The following is an 18027-nucleotide window of genomic DNA, read 5'->3' on the forward strand; positions in this document are numbered from 1 at the left end:
ACGATTTCGATACTTGAAGATGGTCCCGGAGCAGTCGGAAGAACGTGAACCGTGTTCATCAGTAGAACCGACCGGTAGGAAGGATACCGTTAGCATTCCATGGAGTCTCGTACTCCGAGAGGTGGCTGAGCGTGAGTTGAGTCATGAACGAAGGTGGTACCACGTGATTAGACATCACGTCCTGAGAAATGAGGGCGTGGTGTCTTTTTTTGTGGAGACGTTCCCGCAGGAGGAGGATGACGAGATGGCAGAAGCATTGGTATTGCAATCAGACTTTGGCGTGAGTGATGGGGCAGTGAGCGCGATGTATGGGGTGGCCCATAGCATCAATCCGGAGATTCGGATTTTTGATTTAACGCATGATATTCCACCGTTCCACATTTGGGAAGCGTCCTATCGGTTACTGCAGACGGTGCCGTACTGGACGATTGCGAACGCTCAGGAAGCGCGGGGAATTGCCGTCTCGCATGGTTCGCTTTGGCAACGGGCGCGCCATAGCATCCAGATTTTACTCCCGTTACTGTTTACGAGTCTCGAACGAATTGAAACCGTCAGCAATGCGATGGATCTCCGTGGATTTGGTGCGGGACGAAAGCGGACGTGGTACAACCAACAGACGATGACACGCATCGATTATGTCGCGATCGGTTGCATAGTGCTATTGACGATTTTCTCGTTTGTCGTCACTTTCCATGATGGCAATCGATTTTATAATCCGTTCTAAGCAGGAGATACGAAAAAGGCAGTGGATGCGTCCACTGCCTTTTATCATATAACTAATCCGCTTACGCAGAACGTTTTTGATTTTCCCAACGTGGTGAATTCAATAGTTCAATCCATTTCTTAACGGCTGAAATCGTAATGACGATCGCGAGCAGTCCCATCGTTACGGATAAGACAGTATTCAAGACGCTAAATCCTGGAGAATCTGGATTTGCATAAACGTTTGCGACCATCCAGATATCCGCGAACGTTACTGTGATCAGGAGGTAGACGAGTGGAATGAACGTCGTCAGAGCATAGACTTTTTTATCGGCGATTTTCAAGATGATCGTCGTTCCGATGATCAAGCCGATTGAAGCCATCAGCTGATTTGATACCCCGAATAATGCCCAAATCGAACCGATGTCACCTGAGAACAGGAGATAGCCCCAGAAGAACGTCCCGAGTGCTGAAGCAAAGATTGCACCTGGAATCCAGTCGACGCGTTTGAGTGGTTTATAGAATTCACCGAAGAAATCTTGAATCAAGTAACGGGCGACACGTGTTCCTGCGTCGATTGCAGTTAAAATGAAGACCGCTTCGAACAGAATGACGAATTGGAAGAAGAAACCGGCAATTTCTTTGAACCATGGGATGGCGCGGAAGATGAACGTCATACCGACGGCGAGTGAAACGGCACCACCTGTTCGACCTGCAAGGTCGAGTCCGATTTCACGAGATAAATCATCCAAGTAGACCGTGCTCATACCTAGAGTTGCGAATACTTCTGGTGTTGAGTTGATGGCAAAGTAATCACCGACTTCAAGAGATGTCGCAGCAATCAATGCCATGACGGCAACAAGACATTCGACAAGCATGGCACCAAAAGCAACCGGTTTGATGTCACTCCAACGATTGATCATCTTCGGTGTCGTACCAGAACCAACGAAAGCGTGGAAACCAGAGATTGCACCACAGGCAATCGTGATCGAGATGAATGGCCAAACTGGACCAGCGATGATTGGACCACCGCCATCAACGAACTTCGTGAATGCTGGGAATCGAATGTCCGGGTTGATGATGAAGACACCGACGATCAAGGCAAGGAAAACACCGATCTTCATGAAACTTGATAGATAGTCGCGTGGTGCGAGCAAGAGCCATACAGGCAGTGCAGCAGCGAAGAATGCATAAATCGGTAGAGCGATTGCGAGCTGACGAGAGGACAGGTCGAACCAATCGCCAATGAATGTTTCCGTCAACTGAGGACCAAAACCAATCGCAGCTAAGATGAGTAGAAAACCGACTGTTGAAGCAAGGGCTAGGTTACCACCTTTACGTAAGTAAATCCCAACGAGCATCGCGATCGGAATCGTCGAGAAGACAGCGAATGTGCCCCATGGATTATGTTCAAGCGCATGCAAGACGACCATCGATAGTCCCGCCATCGTAATCGTGATGATGAAGAGCATCGCAAGACCGGCACAAAAACCAGCGACGGGACCTAATTCTTTTTTAGCGACTTCGGACAACGATTGACCATCTTGGCGCATCGAGGCAAACAGGACGACCATATCATGGACCGCTCCCCCGATGACGGCACCGATCAAGAGCCACAGTAAGCCGGGTAGATAGCCGAACTGAGCAGCAAGGACAGGTCCGACGAGTGGACCAGCAGCAGCGATTGCCGCGAAATGGTGTCCAAATGAGACCCATTTGTTCGTTGGAACGTAATCTTTTCCGTCCGCTAGTTTATGAGCAGGCGTTTCGCGATCATCTTTGATTTTTAAGACTTTCGCGGCCATGAATGTACCGTAGAGACGATACGCGATTAATAAGATACAGATGACAGCAATGACGATGGGAGTAGCGCTCATCTAAAATTCCTCCTCTTGAATGAACTATGATGGATTTAGTATACAAGTTGTGGAAGCGCTTTCTTCAATTTTTAGATGAGTTGTCGATTTTGTACGATGAAAGGTTGAAAAAGGACCTTGAATCACAAAAAAGAAGCGCTCAAATACCGAGCGCTTTTTTCAATAGTTTGACATACGTCCGACTGACCGGCACATCGATTTGGTGAATCTTTAAGTTGTAAGCCCCGTTAAACCAAGGTTCGATCGCGTCAATCGCTGATAAGTTCACGAGATACGAGCGATGAACCCGTAAAAACCGATGATCTTGAAGCTTTCGTTCAAGTTCGAGTAAGGTCTCGTTTGAAGGATACGCTTCATGTTCCGTTACGATTTTCGTTTTCCCATTTTCAGCGACGATGTAATCAATATCTTGCGGAGATAAGAGTTTGAGTCGATCTCCCGTTTCGACAGCTAAACGTTCAAGTCGAGGTGCTTTTTTCGGAAGCGGTCGTGCGACTTTTTCGATGGCGCGCACGATCCGTGCCGGATCATACGGTTTCAAGATGTAGTCATAGGCATTGAGTTCAAAGGCTTCAAGTGCATGAGCATCATATGCCGTTACAAACAAAAGAGCCGGAGGACGTGGCATCGACTTCAATCGTTTGGCGACTTCAAGACCGCTTCCATCCGTCAGCTCGATATCAAGAAAGACTAAGTCGGGTTGAAGGGAGCGGACGAGTCGTTCCGCTTCTTCGACACTACCAGTTTCTCCGACGACTTCAAGACCGGCTGCGGTCACGTGATAACGGAGCTCGTCACGTGCGAGCGGTTCATCTTCAATCAACAAGGTGCGCATGCTGGTTCTCCTTTCTGACTTCAATGGGAAGGTGAATTGTGATCGTCGTTCCGTTTTGACCGTCACTCGTGATCATAAACTGTCCTTTTTCACCGTAAAGGCTTCGAATTCGTTCTGCCGTATTGAATAACGCGGTACCGGTACCAGAAGATGGAACGACTTCTCGACCGAGACGAGCAAGGCGAGAGGCTTCAATCCCGCGTCCGTTATCGACGACTTCGAGGTGAAGTTGATCTGCCTCACACCATGCCGTCACCCCGACATATCCCGTCTGCTCATTCAAAAAAGCGTGAAGGAACGCATTCTCGATCAACGGTTGTAAGATAAACGGTGGAACGAGTAAAGACGTCGTCTCTTCCGCTAAATCGATATCGAGGAACGGTCGATTTGGAAAACGCGCGGCTTCAAGGGATGTATACGCTTCGATATGCTCGAGTTCCTTTTGGAGCGGAATTTTCGTCGAGCGTGCTCCTTGGAGGTTACTACGGAAAAACGTTGATAATTCGAGCAACAACGTCCGTGCCTGTTCGACATCCGTTCGGCACAGTGCATAAATCGTATTGATGGCATTGAACAGGAAGTGTGGATGAATTTGTGCTTCGAGTGCCCGAATCTCGGCATCTTTCAGTAAATCAGCTTGGCGCTGTGCGTTCCCGAGTGCCAGTTGTGTAGAAAACAGTTTTGCTAATCCTTCAATGAGTTCGACTTCCACGGCGTCGAGCAGTTCGGCATGCGGATAGTAGACTTTTAACGTCCCGATCGTCGTTTCCCCGACGATGAGCGGAGCGATGATGCCCGCTTGAAGCGGGCAATCCGTTACGGGACAGCCGATATCGAGTCGTTCCGTCACAAGACGAACTTGTCCATCCTGTAAAACATGTTCGGTTGGTTTCGTCGTCCAGTGACTACCTGCTTGATGGTGATCACTTCCGATACCGAGGTGAGCAAGGATAACGGATTGATCCGTCAAGGAGACAGCTTCCGCTCGTGTTTGCTGCAACAGAATTTCCGCGACAGCTTCTGCCGTATGGATATGTAGACCACGCGTCAGGTGCGGAAGCGTCAAATCGGCGATATGCAACGACCGTTCTGCTTCTCGTGCACGGACGGTTTCTTCTTCTCGCGCAGCAAGACGGATGATCGATAAAAATAACCAGACGCCAAGGACGTTGATGAGTGTCATCGGCAAGAAGATAAACTGGACGAGTTCAACAGCCGCGTCAAAGGGGCGGGCGAACAGTAAAATCAATGACATTTCAAATAGCATCAAAAAAGCGGTCAGACAAACAGGTAACAATGCTTGGCTGCCGAGTCGGTCACGCCAGTAAGGGCGAAGTAATCCACTGACACCACCGGCAATGACGGTCGAAAGCGTACAAGCAAATGCTGTGAACCCGCCGAGGGAATACCGATGAATCCCGACGATAAGTCCAGTCATCAATCCACCAAGCGGACCAGCGAGTAACCCACTGATGACAACGATCATCGTTCGTGTATTCGCGATTGCCGATGTTCCGTCGACCTCTTCGAGCCAAGCATGGGGCAAGAATTCTGCTAAGTCGACTTTGACCCCTGTATAGTTACTTAAGATCCCATACGTCGCAAAAAACAGGACGAGGACACGGAATTGCCAACCTGCTTCCGGTTGACGCAACAAGCGTCGCGTTGGTCCCCACTGGGCGAGGATGAACGCTAAGATGATCATGATACCAAGTCGCTCGAGTAAAAAAGGAATCAGTTCCAACATATGTATTCCTCCATTCGAGTTAAGTGTAAACGCTCGCAAAACGAAGGGCAATGCCGATAAACAAAAAAGCCGTACTCCCTCTAGTGGAGAGGAAGTACGACGAGCTTGCTTATTGTGCGTCTTTATCGAACGTGATGCGTGCGATTGCATCATGTTGGTGAATCGTTTCTTCGTTGCGACATTCGACGTAGAACGAAGCAATTGGATCCATTTCGTATAGGTCGGCAGCAATCAAGCGCACCATGTCTTCTACGAAACGTGGATTTTCGTACGCCATCTCTGTCACGCGTTTTTCATCCGGACGTTTGAGTACCGGGTGAAGTGGGGCAGAAGCATTTGATTCAGCCGCATCAAGCAATGATTGTTTCCAGTCAAAGTCTTCTGCTTCATCACGTAACGAAGCTTCCATCGTGACGTAGCCACGTTGGTTGTGGGCACTGTACTCGCTGATTTCTTTCGAACATGGGCAAAGTGTCGTAACGTTGATCGTTAAGCCGACAGATAATGTCGCTTCATTCGTTTCCGTGTTGACGCTGACCGTTTGCCATACTTCGGCATTCATCAACCCACTAAGTCCCGTTGCAGGTGCTTTACGTGTAAAGAACCAGGGGTAACGAATCGTCAATTGACCTTCTGTTTGTTCCATACGGTCCGCTAAATCACGCGCGAATTGAATGAGTGATTCATTCGTGACTGTCCAACCTTCGTTGTGGTATTGATCAAGTTGTTCCGTTAAGCGACTCATGTTGATCCCTTTACGGTCTTGTACGAGTGACGTCGACAACTCGAACGTCGCGACTGTCGCTTGTGTTTTATCCCCGTCTTGGATGACGACAGGATGTTTAACGTTTGAGATTCCAACAGCGTCAAGTGCGAACAGGAAGTTCTTCGGTGTATTTTGCAAGTCGACCATTTTATCTTTTTCAGTCGGTTTTGTTCCTTTGATTGGTGGTACCGAACCGAACAGCTTATGGCGCTCTTCTTTCGTTGGTAATGTAATCGGGTAGGTAGACATGTTTATGGGCCCCTTTGTCCTTTTGTAGTGTTTCAATAGTAATAACATGACAGGAATGCTAGAGACGAGCAAGTCTGATGATTCCGCAAATGTGTTTCATCGTTTCATTACTAGAAGTGTTGTCTTGAATTTTATCACGAACGTTCGATAAACGAAACTCGCACGACTTAAAATCGACACATTCCATAGCCGGAGGAATAACATGCTTGCAATCGGGTATATTATCCTATAGTATATGTTCAGGTGAACGTGTAATTATTGTTTTTGTCATAGTCATACAATGTATTTTTGATTTTACAGATAGTCAGAGAAAGGGATGACAGGGATGGATTGGCAGTTATTACTTCAATATGCTTGGGTCGTACTCGTCTTGATCGCGCTTGAAGGATTACTTTCGGCAGATAATGCACTCGTACTCGCGGTCATGGTTAAGCACTTACCAGGAGAACAACAAAAGAAAGCACTTTTTTATGGATTAGCTGGAGCATTCGTCTTACGATTCGCGGCACTGTTCGCGATTTCGTTCCTCGTAGACATTTGGCAAATCCAAGCACTTGGAGCGGCGTACTTGCTCATCATGGGACTACGGCATATTTATAAGACCGTTAAAGCCAGAAAGCTCGGTGAGAACCATGGGGCTGAAAATGAACTCGATGAAGAACCGAAGTCGGAAGAGCCAGTTTCAAAAGGTGAATTCTGGCGGACAGTCGCAAAAATCGAATTCGCAGATTTAGCGTTCGCAGTCGATTCGATTCTTGCAGCCGTTGCCCTTGCCGTTGCTCTCCCGGACTGGGGATCGGGCGAAATCGGTGGTTTGAACACGGGTCACTTCATCGTCATCCTGACGGGTGGTTTGATGGGTGTCGTCTTGATGCGGTTCGCTGCACGTGTATTCGTGAAGTTGCTCGCAGAGCGTCCGGGTCTTGAAACAGCAGCCTTTGCAATCGTCGCTTGGGTCGGTGTGAAGCTAGCCGTTCTGGCGCTTGAACACCCGAAATACCACGCATCAATCGAAGGAACGATCTTTGAAGCCTTGAAACTTCCTGAAGGATTCGCCCACAGTACACCGTGGCAGGCATTCTTCTGGACAGTCATGGTCGGTCTTGCCCTTTGGGGTTGGTTCTCTTCACCAAAAACGAAACCAAATCCAGATGCTGAAAAGAAAGTCGATCAAAACTTATAAGAAATGGAACGATCCGTCGATGACGGGTCGTTTTTTTGTGTTAGGTTTTCTTAAACAATGGGAATAAAACACAAGGTTAAGTACTTCAGTCGAGCTTTCATCTTTTTCTTTCCGATCGACCGGCATATAATAAATAGACTGAACAAAAAAGGGGATTCGTTAGTATGGATATTGGATTAATTACACAGTATGCGACCGTCGGGCTCGTACTGATCATTTTGCAGGGGTTACTTTCTGCTGATAATGCAATGGTCATGGCTGTCCTCGTCCGACCGTTACCGGACGATCAACGCAAAAAAGCACTTTTCTATGGTCTTGTCGGAGCTCTTGTCTTACGTTTCGTCGCAATCTTCTTTGCTTCGTATTTAGCGACGATTTGGGAACTTCAAGCACTCGGGGCGATATACCTTTTCTACGTCGCGTTTAAAGGAATCGTCGAGGCTCGATCGAATAAACACCAAGTACCAGATTCAATTGCCTCACAAAAAGCCTCACCGAACTTTTGGTGGACTGTCGTTAAAGTCGAGTTCTCTGACTTGGCGTTTGCTGTCGACTCGACACTTGCTGCTGTCGCCATGGCAACGACATTACCGATGATCGGAGGAACGATCGGTGGTCTGAACACAGGACAATTCTGGGTCGTCTTCTTCAGTGGGATCATTGGTCTCGTCATTATGCGTTACTTTGCGAGTTGGTTCGTTGTCTTGCTCCAAAAGCGACCAGGTATCGAAGAAGCTGCCTTTTGGCTCGTCGCATGGGTTGGCGTAAAACTCGTCGTCATGACACTCGCGCATCCGTCGATCGACGTCTTGCCGCATGAGTTTCCAGAGAGTACACTATGGCAAACGATCTTCTGGGTCGTACTTGCCCTGATTTTAATCATTGGTTGGTTCCGTAGCGGAAGTAGTTCAACCAAATCAGCAAAATAATATAATGGCGGGCAGGGTACTCTCTGTCCGTCTTTCGTTAGGAGAGATTTTATGCAAAACGGTAATTTCATTCGGATGCTGACGCGGATGCAAAACGTTCCACGGTGGGATGAATATGCACCACGTTTTCCGGATAACGCAGCCAGTCATAGCTTTCGTGTTGCCTTATTCAGTTTGATGGCAAGCTATTTAGAAGAAGCGGACGGACAAACACCAGTCGACCGCCTGACATTGCTCGGAAAAGCCCTATTCCATGACATGAACGAGGTCATCACCGGACCAATCAAACACCGGACGAAAAAAGAGCCGACGTTACATGCACACATTCAGGCAATGGAACAACAGGCGAGTGAACAGCTCGTCGCCTTACTCTCGAAGTCGCTTCAACCAGCCTTTACGACGTATCTTGTTCATGCAGAAGATGATTCACCGGAAGGACGAATCGTTGAAGCCATCGATACGTTTGATGCGATGTTATATGCACGCCGGGAAGCACGGATGACAGAGTCCGTCTTTTTCGAACAAAAAGCAGCGGAATTACAGGCTGTTCTGGAACGACACCCACTCGCTTCAATCCGTCGCTTGACACAGTCGGTCATGGAAGAGGACGAGATGTCTCATTTTATCGAAAACGTCTTGATGATGGATACGATTCGGCGCTGGAAAGGACGTTTCAATACGATTGATGATAACGACGCGACACATGCGTTTCGAGCAGCTTCACTTGGTATCTTCAATGGATTGATTGAATCAGAAAAATACGGCGTCACGATCGATATCGAAGAAGTCGTTTCCCGTCTGTTATGCCATGATCTCGTCGAAGGCACGACAGGAGATGTTCTTGGACCTGTCAAACATGCGACCCCGGTCACGGCAGCAGCCTTCGAAGCTTATGAACGGGCAGAAGGAGAGACGTTGATCAACAATTTACCAGAAGACATCCGAGCACCGTTCCGTCGATTCGTCGTTGAAGCAAAAGACGAGACGTACGAAGGGCAAATGGTCGATGTGATCGATAAACTCGATGCGTTGATCAAAATGAACATGGAACGAAAGTTAAATGGTGTCGAGTATGAGACCGGTTATCGGGCCCAACTCAAAAAGGTACAGATGACATATGAAAATCCATCGGTCGTCTTTTTCCTCGCTTATGTCTTGCATGATTTGGATTACGTGACGTCATGACAAAGACAACGATGACACCAGGCCGCTTAACGTTGATCTTGATCCTCGGTTCACTCGCTGCACTCGGACCGCTCTCGATCGACATGTATCTACCTGCTTTTCCGGATATGTCACGCTCATTTGATGCGAGTGCGTCACTGATCCAGTTGAGTTTGACAGCTTGTATGCTCGGAATGGCGCTCGGACAATTGATCGTCGGTCCGCTCAGTGATGTTCGTGGACGTAAGCGTCCATTAATGATTGCTTTACTTGCGTATCTGCTCGCTTCTCTTGCGTGTGCGATGGCACCAACGATTGAAGTGTTGATTGCGCTGCGCTTCATCCAAGGGGCAGCCGGAGCGTCAGGAATTGTCATTTCCCGGGCAATCGTTCGCGATCTATTCGAAGGACCGGAATTAACGCGGTTCTTTGCTGCCTTGTCCCTCGTCAACGGAACGGCACCGATTCTCGCACCCGTCATCGGGGGACAGTTGCTTCGGTTCGGTGACTGGCATTTTGTCTTTTACTTGCTGGCGATTTTAAGTACGTTGATGTTGCTCGCTGTTGCACTGCGTTTGCCGGAAACACTTCCACTCGAAAGACGCGTTGAAGGGAATTTGACGACGACGTTGAAGACATTCGGACGTTTGTTGACGGACCGTGTCTTCATCGGCTATGCGTTCGCGCAAGCATTCGTCATGGGCGCGATGTTTGCCTACATCTCCGGTTCACCGTTCGTCTTACAAAATATTTATGGCGCTTCGCCGCAACAGTTCAGTTTTTTGTTCGGCTTAAACGGAATCGGAATCATTTTAGCGGCTCAAATCGCTGGACGTCTTGCTGGTCGAGTTGATTCAGAACGTCTGATGCGAATCAGCTTGACGGTTGTTGCGAGTGCAAGTATCTTTTTGTTCCTCGCTTTAACGTTAACGGACCAATTGATTTTTGTCATGATTCCACTTTTCTTCGTAGTCTCAAGCGTTGGTTTGATCTCAACGCTCGGTTTTACCTTAGCGATGCAAAACTACGGAGCAACGGCTGGAAGTGCCTCGGCACTTCTTGGTTTACTCCCGATGCTCGTCGGTTCGCTCGTGTCACCACTCGTCGGCATCATGGGGGAGCAATCGGCCGTTCCGATGGGGCTGATTATCATGACGCTTGATTGTTTGGCACTCGTCCTTTATTACGGACTAATCGTCCGACGTCCCGACCGCTCATAAATACTTGTTAGTCAAAAACGTTTGTCCTATTTATGGGACGAACGTTTTTTTATTTAATGAAAGGAAAAGAAATGGAATTCATTTTGAAACATTTTCTAGATGGTTTGCGTAGAAGAGGGAGAAAGCCAGTACTTCAGAAAGGAGTGGAGCGATGAAACAGGAGTTGCCGCGTGAACGAGAACCGTCGATTGAGGCAAGATTAGCACGTCATTTTGCCGCGCAAAAAAAATACTTACGTCGTCAAGAAGAGGCGATTGATCAGCGAGACAAAGAGTTGGCTCGTTTATTGTATGAAGAAAACCGGACTGCGTATCAGCGGGCTTATCACGAACTGTATGGTTCACATCCTTACATCGAGGTGAACGAAAATGGACGTTAGTACACTTTATTTATATGCGTTAGCGGCCGCTGCTTGTGGTGTATTTGTGTCCATCCTATTCTCAGACGTCATTCCGGGTGTCGATCAAATTTTCCATCCTACGTTGATCTTATCTTTCGTCATCATCACGTCAGCGATCGGCTTCGGACTCGAACAACTGAGTCCGCTTGGTTCAATTTTGATTTTAATCATCAGCAGTGTCATCGCGTTGTTAGTGACGACACTGATGCATATTTTTTTGTTCGTTCCGATGGCACAAGCCGAACAGTCGCTTGGATTTTCGGAACAGATGCTAGAAGGGCGCAGCGCAACCGTCATCGTGCCGATTCCGACTGAAGGATATGGTGAAATTTTACTTGATGACGTCTCAGGACGTGTATCGAAGTCAGCCGTCCTGTTTGAAGGTCCTGCCTTACCACAAGGAACAAAGGTACTTGTTATCGAGATTAAACAAGGCGTCGCGTCTGTCGTGACGTACCCCCAACAATGGAAAAAGGAGATGTTTACATGAATCCAGTATTAATCGTATCGATCGTTGCAGTCGCATTGATCGTTGCATTGATTGTCCTATTCATCACGAAGTACCGAACGGTTGGTCCGGAAGAAGCATTAATCGTATCCGGTAGTTATCTTGGAGGACGCAACGTTAATACCGATGAGTCCGGCAACCGGGTGAAGATTATTCGCGGCGGCGGAACATTCGTGTTACCTGTCTTCCAACAAGCAACACCACTTAGCTTGTTATCGAGTAAACTCGAAGTCACAACACCAGAAGTGTACACGGAGCAGGGTGTACCGGTCATGGCGGACGGAACAGCGATCATCAAGATCGGCAGCTCGATTTCTGAGATTGCAACAGCAGCAGAGCAGTTCCTCGGAAAATCAAAAGAAGAGCGCGAAGGGGAAGCGCGTGAAGTTCTTGAAGGGCATTTGCGTTCGATCCTCGGTTCGATGACTGTCGAAGAAATTTATAAGAACCGCGATAAGTTCTCGCAAGAAGTCCAGCGGGTCGCATCACAAGACCTGGCGAAGATGGGACTCGTCATCGTTTCGTTTACGATCAAAGACGTCCGAGATAAAAATGGATATTTAGAATCACTCGGGAAACCACGGATTGCACAGGTGCGCCGGGATGCGGACATCGCAACGGCAGACGCTGAAAAAGAGACACGCATCAAACGAGCGGAAGCTTCAAAAGATGCGAAAAAAGCAGAACTCGAACGTGCAACGGAAATCGCTGAAGCGGAAAAAGAAAATCAGTTGAAGATGGCAGACTACCGCCGCGAACAAGATATCGCGAAGGCGAAAGCCGACCAAGCTTATGATCTTGAGAATGCACGTGCGCAACAAGAAGTCACCGAGCAACAGATGCAAATCAAAATCATCGAGCGGCAAAAACAAATCGAGCTCGAAGAACGTGAAATCCTCCGTCGTGAGAAACAATACGATGCGGAAGTCAAAAAACGTGCCGATGCCGATCGTTACTCGATTGAGCAAGCTGCCCAAGCGGACCGTGCGAAGCAATATGCGGAAGCAGATGCAACGAAATACCGGATTGAAGCATCGGCAAAAGCGGATGCAGAACGCATTCGTCTGGATGGTCTTGCGAAAGCGGACGCTGAGCGAGCACAAGGGGAAACAGAAGCAGACATTATTCGTTTGAAAGGTCTTGCCGAAGCAGAAGCGAAAGAAAAAATCGCGCAGGCGTTCGAACAATTCGGACAAGCAGCAATCCTTGACATGGTCATTCGGATGATGCCAGAGTACGCGAAAGAGATTGCAGCACCACTCGGTAACATCGATAAGATCACGGTCGTTGATACAGGTAGTGGTGAAGGTGGCGGTGCAAACCGTGTCACAGGGTACGCGACTGATTTGATGGCGTCACTGCAAGAGACGTTAAAAGCGTCGTCAGGATTAGATGTCAAAGAGTTGATCGAGAACTTCTCTGGTAAAGGAACAGCAAAGCCGTTGACGGTCAACTTGAATTCCCATGATGCGGTGGCAGCGTCGAAAACAGAAGACTGATTATGCAAAGTCGCGTCTTATTGATCTTGTTTGCGCTCCTTATTTTTCATGTCGCTTGGCCGCTTCCGTGGTATGCATTAGCAGTACTAGGTGGCGTTATTGGAATCATCAAGGGATACACAGCGGATGAAGGAATCGTCAATATATTTAATTTGAAGAAAGTGTCCTATTCGCTACAGGATCGACAGACACGTCAGGAAGCCGTTCTCGCTCTGATGTGTAGCCTGTTGACTGTCGATTTTCCGTATTGGTACGCCGGTATGACGACAGGAATCGCGTGGCGCGATGTCGGATACGTTGGGTTCGAAGTATTGTCGACACTTCTGTTCGCTTACTTCTTATTCCGTTTCTTATGTCTGAACCTATTCCAACCGTTCTCGGTATCGGAAAGAAGGGTATAAAAAATGGATAGTTTAGTATTTCTACTGCAAGAGCGCTGGATGTTATTGCTCCCGTTCGTTGTCGTCTTCTTGATCAACGTTGGGTTATTGACAGCTCTTCTAAAGAAACGACGTGATTTACCGAAGCTGTTAGTTTTCGGAATGGGTGGGATGGCGATTGTGTTCATCGTCTCGTCGCTTGGATTAAGCATGGCATTGCTGTTCTTCGGATACAATTCATAAAAAACGGAGCTGACTCAAAAGTCAGTCTCTACAAAGATAGGGGTGGCAGAATGATGATCTGCCACCCCTATCTCGTAATAAAAAGAATGACTCGTCACACGCAACTCCTACAGGAAAAAGCGCATTTATGCGCTGTCAGAGACAAACAAGACCCGCTTTCCTGCTTGAATGAAGCAGGAAAACTGGCTTGTGTCTCGCCTGAGGAAAGGGCGTGAACAGACGAGTCATTTTTTTTTTGAGTCAGCCTCGTTTAATGAAGTAAGAATGAATGCTGTTAACGTGGTAGGTCATACCCAATGACGACAAGTCCCGGTCCGGTATGTGAACCGATGGCTGCTCCGGCGATCGTCAAGATAACTTCGCTTGGTGAAAATTGTGCTTCAATCAATTGTTTTAACTGTTCTGCCCGTTCGATCGAATCCCCATGACCAATCATGATTCGATGTCCGTCAATCGCTGGGCGTGCTTCTTCCATCCATTCGACGATCCGGTTCATGACTTTTTTCTGACCACGGATTTTCTCTTTTGGAATCAACTTCCCGTCTTCGACTGTCAACAGCGGTAAGATCGATAAGAGACCACCAATGAAGGCGCTAGCTCGCGAAACGCGTCCACCGCGCATCAAATATTCGAGTGATTCGACGGTAAACAGATGACGAATCGTATTCACCTTGGCTTCAGCATAAGCCGCTGTTTCTTCAAACGAATGCGTCTTCGCATATTCTGCGACGTCAAGAACGAACAATCCTTGTCCTGTCGAAGCGGTTTTCGTATCGAGTACGAGATAAGGAACGTTCGGATACTTTTCCGCGAGTTCCTCTGCTAGCATCTTCGCGGTTTGGTATGTTCCCGATAATTCGCTCGAGAAAGCGAGGTAGAGGAAGGGATCCCCTTGTTCGAAATGACGCGTGAACACCTCGACCATCCGGCTGACTTCGACCTGGAATGTCTTCGGTGCTGCACCGTCACGCATCTTATCATACAGTTGTTTCGGAGATATCGATTCTCCGTCGAAGAACGTGTCTTCGTCGATCAATACGCCAAATGGCATGACCGTAAAATCATAAGCATCTAACATGTCTTTTGGTGCATCAGCACCACTATCTGTGATCAATCGGATCATCACGTTCTCTCCTTTCTTAACCTAGGGCTTTTTCGTTTCGATCAAGCATCCGACTCAAGTTGACGCCGAAACGCTCATTCTCGAGTTCCGTCAACGTTGCGGGCGTCAAATCAGCGCCGAGCGCAAGTAACGCTTCATATGCACGACGTAAACACTCCTCGACTGTCAAGGAAGTACCAAGCAGTTCCTCGAGTGATGCCATCGTTTCCGGCACGACGGTCGGGTAGACGAATTTCGTCGTCTCACCTTGAAGCGCTGCTGCGTAAAAGTCACGGACTAAAGCGGCGCGTTGACTTCCACTTCCGTTGACACAAAGATAGATTTGAACGGCAACTCCGCCACGAACACGACGCTGGGAGATACCAGCGAATTTTTTCCCGGCAATCGATAAGTCATAAGAACCGGGACAATACGATCCGACGACTTCACCAGCGACGATTGCGTCCGTTTCTTGTGCGAACATACGACGGACAAGCGCCAGCATCGCTTCGTAACCACTGTCGATATCGATGCCGCCGCGTTCCGGTAGGACGAGTGAAATATTCAAGACACCAGCGTCGAGGACGACGGCAAGACCACCTGAATTACGGACGACGGGTGAGAAACCATGTTCATGCAGGACAGCTACACCGTCAGCAAGATGAGGAAGACGGGCATCCTGGATGCCGAGGACGACGGTTTCGTGGTGAATCCAAGAGCGGAGTGCAGCTCCTTCTGTTGCAACGGAAGCGCATAATGTGTCGTCCATCGCAAACGATTGTGTCGCATGGAAAGCAGTTCCGAGTGACGTTTGATCAAAAATACGATAATGTTCTTGTTTTAAGAGTTCGATTCCCATAGGCTCGTTCCTTTATTGTAGATTTGCGACATCATTATAGCACAGGGTGTATAAAGTTTCTGTGCGAAGCGCCGCGGGAGACAGGAATCCTTGGAAACAAAACCGAACAACAACGATATAGACACGATTTAAAGGAGAGAAACATATGTATCAATCATTAGGACAATTAAAGGAAACGAAGGTCTTCAAGGATCCGGTTCATCGCTATATCTATGTCAGTGATCAGTTGATTTGGCAACTGATCGGTACACGTGAATTTCAGCGACTACGCCGAATCAAACAACTCGGAACATCCTTTTTGACGTTTCATGGAGCAGAGCACACACGGTTCCATCATTCGCTCGGTGTCTATGAAATCACGCGTCAACTGATCGATGTCTTCAACGGTCGCGCCGATTGGGACGATCAGTACCGGGAGTTGACACTGGCTGCGGCACTCTTACACGATGTCGGACACGGTCCGTTTTCGCACGCATTCGAGAACGTCTTCGGTGTTAACCACGAGACGTGGACGGAGCGAATCATTCTCGGGGATACGGAAATCAAGAAAGTCCTCGACCAAGTCGGAGACGGATTTGCGGAAGAAGTAGCGTCGATCATCAACAAGACGCACCCGAATCAACTGCTTGTTACGATGATCAGCTCACAACTCGACGTTGACCGGATGGATTATTTATTGCGCGATGCGCATTTTGCCGGTGTCAGCTACGGAAAATTCGATCTCGAGCGGATGCTTCGGGTATTGCGTCCAGCCCATAATCAGATGGTCGTCAAACAATCGGGAATGCATTCGATCGAAGACTACATCATGCGGCGGTATCAGATGTATTGGCAAGTCTACCTGCATCCGGTGACACGATCGAGTGATTACCTATTAAAGGCTATTCTTGAGCGGGCGCAGGAGTTGTACCTGTCCGCATATCCGTTTGCGATCGCACCAATCCATTTGATGCCGCTATTTGATCAGAAGATGGAGTTGCGTGATTTCCTTGGGCTCGATGAGACAATCGTCTACTTCTATTTTCAGCAGTGGGCGAATGAGCAGGATCCAATCCTTGCAGATCTCTCGAGGCGATTCGTTGACCGGAAGTTGTTTAAGTATGTCGATTACCCGGCTGAAAAACGGGAACTCGTCCACGATAAGTTGTGTGAGTTGTTCGAAGCAATCGGCTTGAATCCGACGTATTATCTGCTTGAAGATAAACTCAGTCGTCTTCCTTACGATTTATATGGAGATAACGGTGAAATTAGTAAGCAGCCGATCATGCTACAGATGAAGGGTGGGCAGATGAAAGAGATTTCGCAAGTTTCACCGCTCGTTCAAGCCATTGCGACGTCACGCCAAACGGATGAGAAGCTGTTCTTCCCGCAAGAAATTTTGCACGACTTGCGCGAACATGCGAATGAGAAGATGCAAATCGACCAGTTATTGATTGGTAATGTGACATCATGATATCGTCCGCTGTCCTTACGAACATCTTGCAACAACTTGGACAGGAGGGGGGAGAGGTCGAAGTCTTAAAAGGCGCGACATCCTCCCTTGTTTTTCGGGTCGGTGAGGGAATTCTTCGCGTCCATACGAATCAGGACTGGCTACATGAGGAGCCTGATCTTGTCTTGCACGAGGTGTTTGCGTTACGAGCAGCAGGTGACTTAGGACCAGATGTGTTGGACTATCAAACAGATGTTAGGGACGAAATACCGCCGTGGATATATATGACGCGTTCACCGGGAGAGATCCGGCTTGATCAGGTAGATGAGCAATATGTCGAACGACTAGCACAGATGCTTGCGGCAATCCATACACTACCGATACCAGAATCTCTTTATGTCTATCAGCCGTATGCGACGGAACGTCACGTTCCGACGTGGACGCAGCATCCGGAGAGATGGCGTCAGCTACTGGCGGTCGAACCGATCGAAAGTCAAACAATCCGATTTATTCATCGGGATTTCCATCCGGTCAATGTGTTATACGAAATGGATGGGACGTGTCATACGATTGATTGGATTAATGCGTGTGTAGGTCCCATTGAAGTCGACCTTGCGCATTGTCGTTTGAATCTTGCCTTGCTCGAATCCGTCGAGATGGCGGATCATTTTTTAAAAAGTTACCTTAAACAGACGAACCGTTTGTACGATCACGGGTGGGATATTCGGGCTGTTTTTGATTTTGGACCGGAAACGATTGACGTCTATTCGGGGTGGAAAGCATATGGAAGGCAAAAACTTAGTCAGGACAATGTTCGGGAACGCTTGGAAAAGTTTGTCTTGAAAGTCTATGAAAATAACGAAAGCGGTTACTAAATGAACTTTTCCTCTTGTAGTTCTTCGAAATATTGATTATTCTATTACTTGGAAAGA

Annotated in this window: 18 protein-coding genes; 12 read left to right on the forward strand and 6 right to left on the reverse strand. The window is 48.0% G+C overall.

Going from position 1 to position 18027, the window contains the following annotated elements; genetic code table 11:
• The first annotated feature begins 244 nt into the window (after positions 1-244).
• Entirely contained in the window at positions 245-724 is a 480-nt protein-coding gene (locus tag B3M90_RS04150) for an SAM-dependent chlorinase/fluorinase (protein ID WP_290782736.1), read from the forward strand.
• A gap of 61 nt (positions 725-785) precedes the next feature.
• Here the strand turns inward: B3M90_RS04150 and B3M90_RS04155 are convergent, their stop codons facing one another.
• The 4 genes from B3M90_RS04155 to folE2 form a co-directional block, all read right to left on the reverse strand.
• Positions 786-2579 carry a carbon starvation CstA family protein gene (locus B3M90_RS04155; protein WP_035411402.1) on the reverse strand — a complete coding sequence of 598 codons (1794 nt, stop codon included), beginning with the start codon at positions 2577-2579 and terminating at the stop codon, positions 786-788.
• Between the two features lie 139 nt (positions 2580-2718).
• Positions 2719-3414, reverse strand: a complete 696-nt coding sequence (locus B3M90_RS04160; protein WP_290782738.1) for a LytR/AlgR family response regulator transcription factor — start codon at positions 3412-3414, stop codon at positions 2719-2721.
• A complete protein-coding gene (locus B3M90_RS04165; RefSeq protein ID WP_290782740.1) occupies positions 3395-5161 on the reverse strand; it encodes a LytS/YhcK type 5TM receptor domain-containing protein in 1767 nt (588 codons plus the stop codon). The genes B3M90_RS04160 and B3M90_RS04165 overlap by 20 nt, the downstream gene beginning before the upstream one ends.
• Before the next feature lie 109 nt (positions 5162-5270).
• Entirely contained in the window at positions 5271-6176 is a 906-nt protein-coding gene (gene folE2, locus B3M90_RS04170; RefSeq protein WP_035411393.1) for a GTP cyclohydrolase FolE2, read from the reverse strand.
• Positions 6177-6501: 325 nt separating this feature from the next.
• On the opposite strand from folE2, the gene B3M90_RS04175 reads away from it, so the two are divergent.
• From B3M90_RS04175 to B3M90_RS04215, 9 genes are all read left to right on the forward strand, one after another.
• Positions 6502-7359 (forward strand): TerC family protein, encoded by an 858-nt coding sequence (locus tag B3M90_RS04175; protein ID WP_290782742.1) that lies wholly within the window; start codon positions 6502-6504, stop codon positions 7357-7359.
• 164 nt (positions 7360-7523) lie between these two features.
• The gene (locus B3M90_RS04180; protein ID WP_035411388.1) at positions 7524-8288 is read left to right on the forward strand and encodes a TerC family protein; all 765 of its coding nucleotides are present in this window, start codon (positions 7524-7526) and stop codon (positions 8286-8288) included.
• 51 nt (positions 8289-8339) lie between these two features.
• Positions 8340-9473, forward strand: coding sequence for a YfbR-like 5'-deoxynucleotidase (locus B3M90_RS04185; protein ID WP_290748306.1), 1134 nt, complete (start codon positions 8340-8342; stop codon positions 9471-9473).
• Positions 9470-10672, forward strand: a complete 1203-nt coding sequence (locus B3M90_RS04190; protein ID WP_035411382.1) for a multidrug effflux MFS transporter — start codon at positions 9470-9472, stop codon at positions 10670-10672. The genes B3M90_RS04185 and B3M90_RS04190 overlap by 4 nt, the downstream gene beginning before the upstream one ends.
• Before the next feature lie 151 nt (positions 10673-10823).
• The gene (locus tag B3M90_RS04195; protein ID WP_035411379.1) at positions 10824-11051 is read left to right on the forward strand and encodes a hypothetical protein; all 228 of its coding nucleotides are present in this window, start codon (positions 10824-10826) and stop codon (positions 11049-11051) included.
• Positions 11041-11562, forward strand: coding sequence for a hypothetical protein (locus B3M90_RS04200; RefSeq protein ID WP_035411376.1), 522 nt, complete (start codon positions 11041-11043; stop codon positions 11560-11562). Before B3M90_RS04195 ends, B3M90_RS04200 begins: the two co-directional genes overlap by 11 nt.
• Complete coding sequence (locus tag B3M90_RS04205) at positions 11559-13079, forward strand: flotillin family protein (RefSeq protein ID WP_029343201.1); 1521 nt, start codon at positions 11559-11561, stop codon at positions 13077-13079. Before B3M90_RS04200 ends, B3M90_RS04205 begins: the two co-directional genes overlap by 4 nt.
• Positions 13080-13081: 2 nt before the next feature.
• Positions 13082-13480, forward strand: a complete 399-nt coding sequence (locus tag B3M90_RS04210) for a hypothetical protein (RefSeq protein WP_290782744.1) — start codon at positions 13082-13084, stop codon at positions 13478-13480.
• A 3-nt stretch (positions 13481-13483) separates the two neighbouring features.
• A complete protein-coding gene (locus tag B3M90_RS04215; RefSeq protein WP_290782746.1) occupies positions 13484-13702 on the forward strand; it encodes a hypothetical protein in 219 nt (72 codons plus the stop codon).
• A gap of 274 nt (positions 13703-13976) precedes the next feature.
• Here B3M90_RS04215 and B3M90_RS04220 read toward each other — a convergent pair whose 3' ends face one another.
• Both B3M90_RS04220 and B3M90_RS04225 read right to left on the reverse strand, forming a co-directional pair.
• Positions 13977-14825 (reverse strand): DegV family protein, encoded by an 849-nt coding sequence (locus tag B3M90_RS04220; protein WP_290782748.1) that lies wholly within the window; start codon positions 14823-14825, stop codon positions 13977-13979.
• A 16-nt stretch (positions 14826-14841) separates the two neighbouring features.
• Entirely contained in the window at positions 14842-15663 is an 822-nt protein-coding gene (locus B3M90_RS04225; protein WP_087681795.1) for a lipoate--protein ligase family protein, read from the reverse strand.
• 145 nt (positions 15664-15808) lie between these two features.
• Here B3M90_RS04225 and B3M90_RS04230 point away from each other — a divergent pair, with 145 nt between their 5' ends.
• Both B3M90_RS04230 and B3M90_RS04235 read left to right on the forward strand, forming a co-directional pair.
• Positions 15809-17116: an HD domain-containing protein gene (locus tag B3M90_RS04230; RefSeq protein ID WP_214856222.1), complete on the forward strand. Its 1308-nt coding sequence runs from the start codon at positions 15809-15811 to the stop codon at positions 17114-17116.
• Positions 17113-17970: a phosphotransferase family protein gene (locus B3M90_RS04235; protein ID WP_290782751.1), complete on the forward strand. Its 858-nt coding sequence runs from the start codon at positions 17113-17115 to the stop codon at positions 17968-17970. The genes B3M90_RS04230 and B3M90_RS04235 overlap by 4 nt, the downstream gene beginning before the upstream one ends.
• Positions 17971-18027: the final 57 nt, after the last annotated feature.

Source organism: Exiguobacterium sp. UBA6309 (assembly GCF_002439205.1).
Lineage (GTDB): Bacteria > Bacillota > Bacilli > Exiguobacteriales > Exiguobacteriaceae > Exiguobacterium_A.